11 protein-coding genes are annotated in these 14,442 nt (G+C 43.8%); 9 read left to right on the plus strand and 2 right to left on the minus strand.

Features of this window, described 5'->3' with window-relative positions:
- Positions 1-97 precede the first annotated feature (97 nt).
- The 8 genes from ACEN82_RS07860 to eutC all read left to right on the plus strand — a co-directional run bounded on the left by ACEN82_RS07860 (position 98) and on the right by eutC (position 11,110).
- Complete coding sequence (locus ACEN82_RS07860; protein ID WP_413319187.1) at positions 98-601, plus strand: RidA family protein; 504 nt, start codon at positions 98-100, stop codon at positions 599-601.
- A 124-nt stretch (positions 602-725) separates the two neighbouring features.
- Positions 726-1,838, plus strand: coding sequence for a D-TA family PLP-dependent enzyme (locus ACEN82_RS07865; protein ID WP_413319185.1), 1,113 nt, complete (start codon positions 726-728; stop codon positions 1,836-1,838).
- Positions 1,839-1,852: 14 nt separating this feature from the next.
- Positions 1,853-2,923, plus strand: a complete 1,071-nt coding sequence (locus ACEN82_RS07870) for a dipeptidase (protein ID WP_413319183.1) — start codon at positions 1,853-1,855, stop codon at positions 2,921-2,923.
- 341 nt (positions 2,924-3,264) lie between these two features.
- Positions 3,265-5,865, plus strand: a complete 2,601-nt coding sequence (locus ACEN82_RS07875) for an MGH1-like glycoside hydrolase domain-containing protein (RefSeq protein WP_413319181.1) — start codon at positions 3,265-3,267, stop codon at positions 5,863-5,865.
- A 222-nt stretch (positions 5,866-6,087) separates the two neighbouring features.
- Positions 6,088-7,017, plus strand: coding sequence for a sugar phosphate isomerase/epimerase family protein (locus ACEN82_RS07880; protein ID WP_413319179.1), 930 nt, complete (start codon positions 6,088-6,090; stop codon positions 7,015-7,017).
- 271 nt (positions 7,018-7,288) lie between these two features.
- A complete protein-coding gene (gene eat, locus ACEN82_RS07885; RefSeq protein WP_413319177.1) occupies positions 7,289-8,641 on the plus strand; it encodes an ethanolamine permease in 1,353 nt (450 codons plus the stop codon).
- 100 nt (positions 8,642-8,741) lie between these two features.
- Entirely contained in the window at positions 8,742-10,109 is a 1,368-nt protein-coding gene (locus ACEN82_RS07890) for an ethanolamine ammonia-lyase subunit EutB (RefSeq protein ID WP_413319175.1), read from the plus strand.
- 242 nt (positions 10,110-10,351) lie between these two features.
- The gene (gene eutC, locus ACEN82_RS07895) at positions 10,352-11,110 is read left to right on the plus strand and encodes an ethanolamine ammonia-lyase subunit EutC (protein ID WP_090526955.1); all 759 of its coding nucleotides are present in this window, start codon (positions 10,352-10,354) and stop codon (positions 11,108-11,110) included.
- 79 nt (positions 11,111-11,189) lie between these two features.
- On the opposite strand, the gene ACEN82_RS07900 is transcribed toward eutC, so the two are convergent.
- Complete coding sequence (locus ACEN82_RS07900; protein ID WP_413319173.1) at positions 11,190-11,705, minus strand: DUF4251 domain-containing protein; 516 nt, start codon at positions 11,703-11,705, stop codon at positions 11,190-11,192.
- A gap of 133 nt (positions 11,706-11,838) precedes the next feature.
- On the opposite strand from ACEN82_RS07900, the gene ACEN82_RS07905 reads away from it, so the two are divergent.
- Positions 11,839-12,498, plus strand: a complete 660-nt coding sequence (locus tag ACEN82_RS07905; protein WP_413319171.1) for a hypothetical protein — start codon at positions 11,839-11,841, stop codon at positions 12,496-12,498.
- A gap of 52 nt (positions 12,499-12,550) precedes the next feature.
- Here ACEN82_RS07905 and htpG read toward each other — a convergent pair whose 3' ends face one another.
- A complete protein-coding gene (gene htpG, locus ACEN82_RS07910; RefSeq protein WP_413319169.1) occupies positions 12,551-14,434 on the minus strand; it encodes a molecular chaperone HtpG in 1,884 nt (627 codons plus the stop codon).
- Between the last annotated feature and the right edge of the window lie 8 nt (positions 14,435-14,442).

The raw sequence follows: 14,442 nt of genomic DNA on the forward strand, positions 1-14,442 counted from the left end.
TGAAGCCGGGAGTGAGATCCCCGGCTTTTTTATTTAAAACTAATTTTTCCGAATTAAATTCTCTTCGGCAGACAGCATTCGTGTAAAATTATTTTTTATGGATACTTTTTTACTTAAAAACAATAGTTTTACGTTCATGAACACTCCTGAAGAAAACTTTGCAGCGCTGGGTTTAAACCTGCCGCCTGCACCAAAGCCGCTTGGCGTTTATAAACCATGTTTAGTTGATGGTAAATATTTATACCTGTCGGGCCATGGTCCGGTACAGGATGATGCTTCGCTGATTATTGGCCGCATTGGTGAAACAGTAAGCCCGGAAGATGGCAAGCTTGCTGCACAACAGGTTGGTTTAACTATGCTCGCTACCATTAAAGCCAACATCGGCAGTTTTAATAAAATTAAACGTGTTATAAAAGTGCTGGGTATGGTTAACTGCACACCCGAATTTGAAAAGCACCCATTTATTATAAATGGCGCCAGCGAACTTTTTGCCAAAATTTGGGGCGAGGAGAACGGCATAGGCGTACGCAGCGCGGTGGGTATGGGCTCATTACCTGATAATATCCCCGTTGAGATTGAAGCCCTGTTTGAATTAGAATAAAATCTACAATTTCCATTCTGTAGAGACGCATAATTGCGTCTCCCGCTTGCAGAGGCACCATAAGGGCGGCTCTGTATGTTCGAAGTCGCAATTATGCGCCTCTACATGAAAAAATATTAAACCCATGACGCCCAACTGGTATAATATACAGGATATTGATAAGCTGGATACCCCGGCACTGGTGGTTTATCCCGACAGGGTTAAAACAAACATAGCCATGCTTACAGGCATGATTGATGATATTAAGCGTTTGCGCCCCCATGTTAAAACCTATAAAAATGCCGAGGTTACCGCTTTACTGCTGGAGGCCGGCATCAGTAAGTTCAAATGCGCCACCATTGCCGAGGCCGAACTGCTGGCCATAAACAAAGCCTCCGATGTTTTGCTGGCTTACCAACCCCAGGGGCCTAAACTGCACCGTTTCATCAGGCTGATCCATGCTTATCCGCACACGCGTTTTTCGTGTTTGGTTGATAACTCCGCGTCGGCAAAGGAAATCTCTGACGAAGCGGTAAGATTTAATGCTAATATCGATGTTTACCTGGACTTGAACGTAGGCATGAACCGTACAGGTATAACGCCAGGTTTTGAAGCCCTTCAGCTTTATATGGATTGCGGTGTACTGCCGGGTATTAACCCCCTGGGTTTGCATGCCTATGATGGCCACATTCATGATTTAGACCTGCAAAAACGGGCCGAACGCTGTGATTTTGCGTTTGATCCTGTGCTTAAATTGCAGCAAACTATAACAAGTAAAGGTTACCCCGAGCCGGTTATCGTAGCAGGAGGTTCACCAACCTTTCCTATCCATGCTAAACGTCATTCTGTTGAATGCAGTCCCGGCACGTTTGTTTACTGGGATAAAGGTTACCAGGTGGGTATGCCCGAGCAGGATTTTTTACCCGCGGCACTGGTTATTACACGGGTAATTTCTCTGCCCGGCACAACAAAGCTTTGTCTGGATGTGGGACATAAGTCGATATCTGCCGAGAATGAATTGAGTAAACGCATTTACTTTTTAAATGCGCCGGAGCTTTACCCGGTAAGCCAAAGTGAAGAGCATTTGGTAGTTGAAGCGGGAGCTAACCACCAATATCAGGTGGGTGATATACTTTATGGCATTCCGCACCATGTTTGCCCTACTGTTGCGCTGTACGAGCGCGTTTATACTATCGAAAACGAAAATATTACCGGTGAGTGGCTTAACAAGGCCCGCGACCGCAAAATTACCATTTAAATACCCCTGATACCATGTTTGTTATAGATGCTCATTTAGATTTAAGCATGAACGCCCTGGAGTGGAACCGCGACCTTACGCGCCCGCTTGCTGAAGTAAACCAGCGCGAAGAAGGCTTAACCGACAAGCCAGATCGTGCTAAGGCTGTTGTTACCCTGCCCGAATTGCGTAAAGGGAATATTGGCCTGGTGGTAGCTACCCAGATAGGGCGCTATGTAGCACCTGGTAACCCTTTGCCCGGCTGGCACTCGCCCGAGCAGGCCTGGGCGCAAACCCAGGGACAGGTAGCCTGGTACAAGGCCATGGAAGATGCTGGCGAAATGGTGCAGGTGAACGATATGCCATCGCTTGAAAAACATCTGGGACTTTGGAATGATGTTACCCCGTCAGAAAAAAAGCCGGTGGGGTATATTTTAAGTTTGGAAGGTGCCGATTCGATAGTGACGGTTCAGCATTTGGAACGGGCTTATAATTATGGCTTGCGGGCTGTTGGTCCGGCGCATTATGGCCCCGGCAGGTATGCTCAGGGTACTGATGCTACCGGTTACATGGGACCTAAAGGTCATCAGTTGCTTAAAGAAATGGAGCGGCTGAATATCATTTTAGATGCTACCCATCTCTGCGATGATAGTTTTTGGGAAGCACTCGATCATTTTAACGGGCACGTTTGGGCAAGTCATAACAATTGCCGGGCGCTGGTAAATCATAACCGCCAGTACAGCGATGAGATGATCAAAGCCCTTATCGACCGCGGCGCAGTGATCGGCGCCGCCCTTGATGCCTGGATGATGGTGCCGAACTGGGTAAGGGGCGTATCTACCCCAAAAGGTATGAACTGTAATATGGAAGTTATGGTTGACCACATCGATCACATTTGCCAGATAGCCGGCAATGCCCTGCACGTAGGTATGGGCACCGATCTTGACGGAGCCTTTGGTCGCGAGCAATGTCCTTATGATCTGGAAACAATTGCCGATCTGCAAAAGGTGCCCGATCTGTTAAAGAGACGCGGTTATACTGATGAGGATATTCAAAATATGATGCACAGCAACTGGCTCAGGTTTTTAAGGAATGCCTGGGGGTAAATCAGTTGGCAGTTTTTAGTTTGCAGTGGCAGTTGAAAAATGTATGAGTTAGAATGTGCGCGGCGTTTCCATATATAATTACCAGACGGCGAAGACTTACGAAGTTTTTAAAACTTCGTAAGTCTGGATTCTGCGACCCACTGACGCTGGTCGAGGTTTATCCATAGTATAATCTCGACCACAAAACAAAAAAAGCGATTTTAAAAATACCACCCCCAAATCCTTCCATTTCTTCATTAAACAGTAAAACCTGCCTTTTATATCTGTAACTTTCCTTAATTAAATCTACTTTGCGAAACACTTACCTTAAATTAGGGATAGTGTAAATTGTCATCTATACTATGAATGCAGAACAATCAAGGTTAAAAGATACAGGCTGGAAAAAGTGGGGGCCTTACGTAAGTGATAGGCAGTGGGGTACCGTGAGGGAGGATTACAGTGCAAATGGTGATGCCTGGAACTACATAACCCATGATATGGCCCGCAGCAAAGCTTATCGCTGGGGCGAGGAAGGTATAGCCGGCATTTGCGATAGGCAGCAATATCTGTGTTTTGCAATAGCATTGTGGAATAAGAAAGACCCTATAATTAAAGAACGATATTTTGGTTTAAGCAACCCCGAAGGTAATCATGGCGAGGATGTGAAAGAGATGTACTACTATCTGGATAGTACACCTACACACTCGTACATGAAAACGCTGTATAAATATCCGCAAAACGAGTTTCCGTACAAATGGCTGGTTGATGAGAACAAACGCCGCGGCCGCCAGGATTCGGAATTTGAACTGATGGACACGGGGATCTTTGATCGTAACGAATATTTTGATGTTTTTACCGAATATGCCAAAAGCGCCCAGGAAGATATCCTCATTAAAATAACTATCCATAACCGGAGTGAAGAGGATGCCCCGCTTAATGTAATGCCTACTTTATGGTTCCGCAATACCTGGGCTTGGGGATATGATTCGCGCAAACCAGATCTTTGTGCTTCTTCGGATAAAGTGATCAGCATTTTTCATAAAGACCTTGGGCAAATGTGGCTGCACATCGAAGGGCAAGCTCAACTCCTGTTCTGTGATAATGAAACTAACTCGCGCAGGCTTTATAATTATGACGATGGCCGAAAGTATTATAAGGATGGTATAAACGATTACATTATTCATGCTGCCGATACGGTAAATCCTAAAAACATGGGCACCAAGGCAGCTATAAATTACGATTTGAATATCCCAGCCAGGCGAAGCGTAACCATACGCTTGCGACTGTCTGAAGATGCAAATTATAGTTTTGAGGATTTTGACGAGGTTTTTGCTGTTCGCCAAACAGAGGCCGACCAGTTTTATAACGATATTCATGGCGCTACCATGAACCCCGATCGCCGCCTTATTCAGCGGCAGGCTTTTGCCGGCATGTTATGGAACAAGCAGTTTTACTATTCAGATACCCGCCATTGGCTTAGCGGTGATAAAGGGATGCCCCGCCCGCCTGCACAAAGGCAAAAAGCCCGAAACAGTAAGTGGACGCATCTTAATACCCGCGATATTGTTTCAATGCCAGATAAGTGGGAATATCCCTGGTTTGCCGCCTGGGACCTTGCTTTTCACTGCCTGCCGCTGGCAACCGTTGATATGGCCTTTGCCAAAAATCAGTTGATTTTGCTTACCCGCGATTGGTATATGCACCCTAACGGCCAGTTGCCTGCCTATGAATGGGATTTTGGCGATGTAAACCCTCCGGTACATGCCATGGCTGTATGGAACGTATATAAAACCGATAAGGAAAATAACAATGGAAAAGGGGATACTTATTTCCTGGAGCGGGTTTTTCACAAACTGATGCTCAATTTTACCTGGTGGGTTAACCGCAAGGACCAATCGGGCAATAATATTTTTGAGGGTGGTTTCCTGGGGATGGATAACATCGGTGTTTTTGACCGTAATATGCATTTACCATCCGGGCAGCATTTGGAACAGGCCGATGGCACCAGTTGGATGGCCATGTATTCGCTTAACCTGCTTCGTATTGCCACCGAGCTTACCGAAACCGACAAAGCCTACGCTGATATCGCTTCTAAGTTTTTTGAGCATTTCATTTATATTGTTGGGGCCATGTCAAACCTGGGCGAAAACAATGAAGGCCTTTGGGATGATGACGACGGCTTTTTTTATGATCAGATCCGTTTCCCTGATGATGGTTCTATTAAAATGCGGGTTAGGAGTATAGTAGGGTTGATTCCACTGTTTGCTACCGAGGTATTGGATGAAAAAGATATTACGGAAAGCCCGGTGTTTAAAGACCGCATGAAATGGTTTGCCGAAAACCGGCCTGATCTTGCATCGCTGGTTTCGCGCTGGAACGAGAAGGGAAGCAACGGTAAACACCTGATTAGTTTGCTGCGCGGCTACAGGATGAAATCATTGCTCAAATACATGTTGGATGAAAATGAGTTTTTGAGCGATTATGGGATCCGTTCACTTTCAAAGTATCATCTTAAACATCCTTATCACGTTTCGGTAAATGGAGTTGAATTTGGCATATCCTATGTGCCTGGCGAGAGTGACAGCGGTTTATTTGGTGGCAACAGTAACTGGCGCGGCCCTATCTGGATGCCGATCAATTACCTGATTATTGATAGTTTGCATAGGTTCCATATGTTTTATGGAGATGAGTTTAAAATAGAATGCCCGACCGGATCTGGCAACTTTATGAACCTGAAAGAGGTAGCCAACGAACTATATGCCCGGGTTTCCAAACTGTTTATGAAAAACGAAAATGGTGAACGACCAGTTTACGGCAAAAATCTAAAACTGCAAACCGATCCGCATTTTAAAGATCACATTTTGTTTTATGAATTTTTTGATGGCGATACAGGTCTTGGTTTAGGTGCCGCACATCAAACCGGCTGGACGGGCTTGATAGCCAATTGTTTGTACCAGGAGTAGCGTTTATGTATATGATAACCCGGCACAGCGCTATAAATCAACATTGTGCCGTGGTGGGACTGCTGCAGATGAATATTAAAGCTTCCATCGGTTAATCAACTTTCAGCATGATACTTTTAGCTAGATATGAATTATTGTGTAAAAAAGACACAATAAAATTTCCTGGCTTATTATTAATTAATTAGCTTTACTGTACCAGTTAATTATTAACCATTATCAAGCATGATTTACAGCAGAAGAAATTTTATTAAAGGCACCGGCGCATTGGTGCTTGGCGGCATGGCCATGTCGGGTAAAGCGGCAAATTTTTTGAGTAACATGGAGCATCATCCTGTAGGACTGCAGTTGTTTACTTTTTTCGGCGTTATTGACGAAGATGTAAAGGGCACATTGAGCAAAATTGCAGCTATAGGATACAAGGAATTAGAATCGGCCTTTAGTAAAAAAGGCGGCTATTATGGTATGAAGCCTAAAGAATTTAAAGCTATGGTGAATGATCTGGGCATGAGCTGGACCTCGCACCATGTTCTTGGCGCTCCGTTTAAACTGCCACCGGGAGCAAAAATGCCTGCAGGTGCAGATGGTAAGCCGATGGTATTGCCTCCTGTATTGAACCTGCGCGATAATATGCAGCAGGTGATTGACGAGGTTGCTGAAGGCGGCGTTCAATACCTGGTTTGCGCCAATTCGCCTACGGCTACGCTTGATGAAATAAAATCGACTATTGAGGTGCTGAACAAAACGGGAGAAGCTGCTAAAAAAGCCGGCATCCAGTTTGCATATCATAACCACGATATGGAGTTTCACGCGGTTGACGGTAAAGTTCCTTATGACATGCTATTAAGCGAAACAGATGCGGGTAATGTAAAAATGGAGCTTGATTTGGCCTGGGCTGTTAAGGCAGGTAAAAATCCGGTGGAAATGTTTAAGGAACATCCCGGTCGTTTCCCGCTTTGGCATGTGAAAGATTTGGATGCAGGCAGGCAGAATATACAACCTGTAGGAGGCGGCACTATTGATTTTAAACCAATTTTTGCAGCCGCTAAATCAGCGGGTATGCAACACTTTTTTGTAGAGCATGATATGCCTAAAGATGCCTTTGCAAGTATTACAGCCAGTATGGGATATTTGAAGGATAAGCTGATGGTGTAAATAGGGGAATGATATCCGAATTGTTAACTATTAATTGTTTTTATAGTAGAATTGCAGCCGATAGATTAAGTTTTATCGGCTGTTTTGTTTACTAACGATCGTTGTTTGCCTCTTATTTTAGTTTATGAGCTTTTTTGTAAAAGAAGACGCCGGAACTTATTGTATTTTTCGGAAAAGTATGGCTTAACAATTCCATAATGTGCCGTAATTTTGATTTAACCTGCCTGTTGAGTAATTTAAGGCGATAAAATATTATTTATAACGGCGGCGCATGGCAGAAACATCTACAGAACATTTAAAAAGGGTTTTGAAACCTATCCATTTATGGGCCATAGCCGTAGGTCTGGTTATTTCGGGCGAATATTTCGGGTGGAATTTGGGATGGGCCGTATCCGGCACTATAGGTTTGCTGATAGCCACCCTGGTTATCACGGTAATGTATATTACATTTATTTTTAGCTATACCGAACTCACCGCGTCCATACCTCATGCGGGAGGCGCTTTTGCTTATGCGTATCGGGCTATGGGACCGTTTGGCGGGTTAATTGCCGGTTACGCTACCCTTGTTGATTTCCTGGTGGCTACGCCTGCTGTAGCAGTTTCTTTAGGGAGTTATCTGCATTTTTTATACCCGGCTATCCCTATAGCAGAGGCCGCTATGGGCTTTAATGTTCTTTTTATCCTTTTAAATATGCTTGGGGTAAAGGAATCGGCGACGTTTTCGGTGTTCATTACCATACTTGCCGTAATTGAGCTGCTGCTTTACCTGGGCATTGTTTCACCGCATTTTAAAATGGTAAACTACCTCACCAATCCTATGCCCTTTGGCTGGGCAGGTGTGTTTGCAGCCCTGCCTTTTGCAGTTTGGTTTTACCTGGCCATTGAAGGGGTTGCGATGGTGGCCGAAGAAGTGGAGAACCCGAAAAGGAATATTCCCCGAGGTTATATATCAGCCATTATAACGCTGGTAGTGTTAGCGCTGGGTGTAATGATCATAACCGGCGGGCTTACCGACTGGCGCAAACTAAGCCATTTAGACTACCCCTTGCCCGAGGCTATCGGGATAGTATTGGGCAAAGGAAACGGTTTAACCAAAATATTTGCCAGTATAGGTTTATTTGGACTGATCGCGTCGCTGCATGGTATTATTCTCGCCTCTTCGCGGCAGGTGTTTGCCATGGCACGCAGCGGTTATTTGCCCCGGATGCTGTCGGACATTAATCACAGATTTAAGACACCACATTGGGCGCTTGTTGTAAGTGGTGTAGTAAGCTCTATCTTCATTTATAAGTTTAAGACGGATCAGATCATCATGCTCTCGGTGCTTGGTGCGGTCGTAATGTATATCATGAGTATGCTGAGCCTGTTTATACTACGCAAAAAAGAACCTCGTTTAAGCCGGCCCTTCCTGGCTCCGGTATACCCGGTTTTCCCGGCAATAGCTTTGGTTATTTGTGTGATATGTTTAATAGCGACAATCTATTTTAACCCAGATATGAGCCTCATTTTTGCAGGAGGATTAGTAATTGTTTTACTGATTTTTATATTGATGGGCAAGCATAAAGTGGCTTTGACAGAAAATATGATGAGCGCACCAATGGATGAGGAGGTCATTAATCATTGAGTCATTAAATCATTTGCTTGCTCGTTTTTTGAATAATGAACCAATGACATAATGATTGAAAAAAATGACCCAATGACCAGTGAAATAATGATATAAAGAAATGTACCGCCACAACATACATCACCGGGTTTATAAGTTTCCCGACCTGAAAACATTGCTTGGCAAGGCGTCACCTTACCGCTCGGGCGATGAACTGGCCGGGCTTTGCGCTGGCGGGTATGAGGAACGTGTGGCTGCACAAATTACCCTGGCCGACGTGCCGCTTAAAAACTTTTTAAATGAAGCGGTAATCCCTTATGAGGACGATGAAATTACCCGCCTGATCATTGACGATCATGATAAGGCGGCCTTTAGTCACATTGGCCATTTAACCGTTGGCGAATTACGTGACTGGTTATTAAGTGACGAAACCGACTGTGCTACTTTAACAACTATAGCGCCCGGCTTGACACCCGAAATGGTTGCTGCAGTATCCAAACTGATGCGCAACCAGGACCTTATTGCTATGGCCAATAAATGCCAGGTGGTTACCCGCTTTCGTAATACCATAGGCTTAAAGGGACATTTCAGTACCCGTTTACAGCCCAATCACCCAACTGATGATCCGCGTGGAGTAGCGGCCAGCATCATCGACGGCTTATTATTTGGTAGCGGCGATGCTGTTATAGGCATCAACCCGGCGACTGACAGTCCGGCGGCGGTGAGCAGTTTATTGACGTTGATGAATGAGTTACGGCACCGTTTCGATATTCCTACACAAACCTGCGTACTAAGCCACATAACTACCACATTACAATTGGTTAACGAGGGCGCCCCTGTCGACCTATGTTTTCAATCTATTGCAGGCACGGAAAAAGCTAATGCCAGTTTCGGGGTTAATTTAAGCTTGATTGAGGAAGCTTACCAGGCCACACTATCGTTAAAGCGGGGTACTGTTGGTAATAATGTAATGTACTTTGAAACCGGACAGGGTAGCGCCTTATCAGCCAATGCCAATTTCGGTGTTGATCAGCAAACCTGCGAGGTGAGGGCCTATGCCGTCGCCCGTAAGTTTAATCCTTTGCTGGTGAATACTGTAGTTGGTTTTATTGGCCCCGAATATTTATATGATGGCAAGCAGATCATCCGTGCCGCGCTCGAAGATCATTTTTGCGGAAAGCTTTTAGGCCTGCCCATGGGTGTTGACGTTTGCTATACCAATCATGCGGAAGCCGATCAGGACGATATGGATAACCTGCTTACGTTGCTTGGTGTAGCGGGTTGTAACTTCGTGATGGGTATTCCGGGCTCGGATGATATTATGCTTAATTACCAGTCAACATCGTTTCATGATGCCCTTTACCTGCGCAAAGTATTAGGCTTGAAACCAGCCCCCGAGTTTGAGGGGTGGTTGATAAAGCAGGGGATTGTTGATGATAAAGGCTATATACTGCCTGTTACGGAACACGGGTTGTTGAGAAGTTTTTAATTAAAGGCGAAAGGGTAAAGGCGAAAGGTAAAAGGTTTTTTGAACTGACGAAAAATAAAAAATACGGTGTCATCCTCTGCCGTCGCTCGGCTCCGGCCGAGTGTCAGCTATCTCACGGCCTCTGGCCGACGTAAGCTCTTATGGCACACAGGCCGGAGGCCTATGAATAATCATTCAGCTGGAGCCGAGCGAAGGCAGAGTGACAGGTTGCTGCTATATCAAGGACATAAGTAAACCATTAAATGAAACGAAATATCCCACAGGAAATTGAGCCACTAAAAGCTTTGCAGGAATTTACTTCCGCGCGGATAGCTATTGGCCGGGTGGGAACGAGTATCCCCTTAAAACAGTCGCTTGAGTTTAAACTGGCACATGCACATGCACGTGATGCCGTATATTCTGAGCTTGATCTTGCTAAGCTAACAAACTCGCTGATGCACTTTGAACTGCCGGTTTTACACTTGCATAGCCGGATAACCGACCGTCGGCAGTACCTGCAACGACCCGACCTTGGACGAAGGCTGAACGACGCCTCGCTGAACGAATTAAACGCCTATAGCGCTAAAAGTGATATAGCTATCATGATAGTTGACGGCCTTTCGGCAACCGCTGTAAATGAAAACGCTGTAGGCCTGCTTGATGCACTAATTCCTTTGTTGGTTGCCGATGGTTTAAAGCTTGCGCCAATAAGTCTGGTTGAACAGGGGAGGGTAGCCATTGGCGACGATATTGGGTATGGCCTGAAGGCTAAACTTTCGCTGATCCTGATAGGTGAACGCCCTGGTCTAAGTGCCGCGGATAGTCTTGGTGCATATCTTACCTATAATCCCAAACCCGGTTTGACAGACGAATCACGAAACTGCGTTTCTAATATCCGCCCCAAAGGTTTAACCTATAAAAAAGCAGCAAAGAAAATTTTTTATTTAATTAATGAAGCGTTTAAACGGAAACTGTCGGGAGTGGAGCTGAAGGATAATGCGGGATTGATAGCTGAAGGTTAATGAGCTAAACGCTGAAAGCAAAAAGCCCAAAGCATTGTGCTCCGGGCCAATTCTTGCTGCTTTAAGCCTTAGGCTTTTCCTATTTACTTTTTCTCGCTTCCACATAACCATTGAATGATATTGGGTCGCGGTTACTGCTGATCACTTGCAGGGAGCCGTATCCATCCTGCGAAATACTTAGGTTAAATGTTTGTACATCGCGCCAGTCGGCTATGTTTTTTTCTTTGGGTTTGATCGTGATATTCCATCCGCTTCCCTTTTTTACTGACGAATATGTGAATTTTGTAGTATTAACTTTGATGCCGCCATCTGTTGTTCCCGGAGGAGGCGCTACATAGGCCCGGCCAAAATAAGGTAAAAATGATACAATGGTATCTTTAGTTATCGTCATGTCATAATCAGAGGTAAGCGGCCTGGTACCGCCCCGCATCGGTAAAGCATAATTTGCCTTAAATACAAAGTTTTGGTCCTCTACCATTTTTTTGATTTCAGCCTGTTTGGCTGCCTTTTTTTCAGCCTTGGTTTGAGCAAAGCTTACGTTAACGCCAATAAATATGAAAGCAGCCAAAAGGGCTATTTTGTTTACGATTTTCATGATATAAATGTTTAAGTGGTTAGACTGTAAAGAGTTATTTAGGTTTAAGTACATTCAAATTTAAGCAATCTTTTAAACAAAAAAACCACCTGTAATTCAGTAGATTTAGGCTCTAAAAAGCTATTGGACAAATATGTTTCGACTATTTAATAGAAAAAAGTCAAAGCGCCCTGTACAGGATTGGGAATTGGTGCTCATGTACAAAACGCTTGAAAAGCTGCCAACGGAGTTTGAATATCTGAAACGTCAGATTGAAGCAGATATATTTGCCTCATCGCTTGTTGGTTATAGTGCCTCTTATCCTGATTACGTGGCATTTTCTTATTCAGATGAGTACAAAGAATTTAGACGTATGGGCGAAAGGGATTATGAAATTACAAATATAAAAGTACGCGATATAGATGGAGAAAACTGGTTTGATTACACCATATTTGTTAGCGAAGAAGTAATTTCAGGTTATAGCGTAAAAGGATTAGCCGGCAATGTAGTTGACATAATCAGTGCAGACGTGTCTTCGTGCATCATACGTTATGAAACCGACGACTACAGAAGAGACTATCAAAGTCTCAAAGATGTGTTAAGTAACGATGACCTCAAATTAATAGATCCGGACGAGATTTACGAAGTAAACCTGAAGGAAAGAGTATTTTACCATATCTATGACCTGGAAGATGGGGACTTTATCGGTATTGAAAGTAACGGTCAGATCTGCAAAATAACACATGATCCTTTTGAAATTACACCTTTGAAAGAAAGCTTATCAGAGATATTTTCAATATTAAAGGCCATCTGAAAACAGATGGCCTTTAATATTGAAAATGGGAAGTAACTTTTTAAAGTTGCTTTTATATCAAACTAACACTGCGTTTAACAAATTCAGTTAAATCAGCACCTGTCAATAAACCTTGTGATAACAATGCTAAGTCAAAAGCTTGTTTTGAAAGCTGGGCCTGTACGGTTTCATCTTCTTCCTGCAAAATACGGCTTACCAGTTTGTGGTTGCCGTTTACAATCACCTTGTAATTATCAGGCATGTTGCCATAGAAACTCATGCCACCACCCATAGCTGCCATATCTTTCATGCGGCGCATAAATTCGTCCATAGTTATTGTAACAGGCAATTCGTCAGGGTTGAGGCTCTCAATTTGTACGTTGTAAGCAGGCCTGTTAATGGCTTTGTTAAAGATGTCCTTAACCCGGGTGCTTTGCTCTTCAGTAAGTACCGTTTCAGGCGCATCATCTTTTTTGATCAGTTTGTCGGCCACATCAGCATCAACACGTTTTAATGATGTCTTCTCTAATTTTTGCTCCAACTGGCTAATAAAGTGGTTATCGATAGGAGAGTTCATCACCAATACATCATAGCCTTTTTTATTGGCCGATTGGATAAATGAATCCTGTTTTGCCGGATCATTGGTGTAGATGTAAACCAACTGCCCGTCTTTATCTGTTTGGTTGGCTTCAACTTTGTCTTTATACTCAGGCAGGGTGAAGTTTTGTTTTTCGGTGTTGGTAACCAAAACAAAGTCTTTTGCTTTGTCATAAAACTTGTCTTCGCTCACCATGCCGTATTTTACAAACAGGCCAATATCTGTCCATTTTTCTTCATAAGCTTTGCGGTCGGCTTTAAAAAGGTCTGCCAATTTATCAGCTACTTTTTTGGTGATATAGCTGTTGATCTTTTTAACGTTGCTATCGGCCTGTAAAAAGCTGCGTGATACGTTAAGCGGGATATCAGGTGAATCGATAACGCCATGTAACAGCATCAAAAATTCGGGAACAATGTCTTTTACCTCGTCGGTAATAAATACCTGGCGACTGAATAATTTGATCTTGTTTTTCTGGAATTCAAAATCGTTTTTCAGTTTAGGGAAGTATAGTACACCTGTTAGATTGAAAGGATAATCAACATTAAGGTGGATCCAGAATAATGGGTCTTCGCTGAATGGATAAAGCTGTTTGTAAAAGTCAAGATAATCTTCATCTTTTAATTCCGATGGTGCTTTTGTCCAGATAGGGTTGGTAGTGTTGATGATATTATCAACCTCCACTGAAGTATATTTTGGTTTACCTTCTTCATCAACGCCATCTTCAACAGATTCGGTTTTGGTGCCGAATTTGATAGGTACCGGCAAAAATTTGCAATATTTATCAAGGATCTCCTGAAGTTTATATTGGCTTAAAAATTCAGCCGATTCATCGTTGATGTACAGTGTAATTTCGGTGCCACGCTCTTCTAAAATACCTTCGCCAATTTCAAATTCGGTGCTACCGTCGCATACCCAGAAAGCAGGTTCTGCACCTTCCTGGTATGACAGGGTTTGGATCTCTACTTTATCAGCTACCATGAAAGCCGAATAAAAACCTAAACCAAAGCGGCCGATGATCTCATTGGCATCCTTAGCCTCCTTGAATTTCTCCATGAATTCGGTGGCGCCTGAGAAAGCGATCTGGTTGATGTACTTTTTGATCTCTTCGGCGGTCATACCGATACCATTATCGCTAATGGTGATGGTCTTTTTGTCTGCATCAAAAGCAACCTCAACGCGCAGGTCGCCAAGTTCGCCTGTGTATTGGCCTAATGAAGCTAAACGTTTAATTTTTTGGGTAGCATCTACCGCGTTTGATACCAGCTCGCGCAAAAATATCTCATTATCAGAGTATAAGAACTTCTTAATGATCGGGAAAATGTTCTCGGTGTGGATCGAAATGCTGCCTTTTTCTTGCATAACTATAT

Source organism: Mucilaginibacter sp. Mucisp73 (assembly GCF_059491465.1).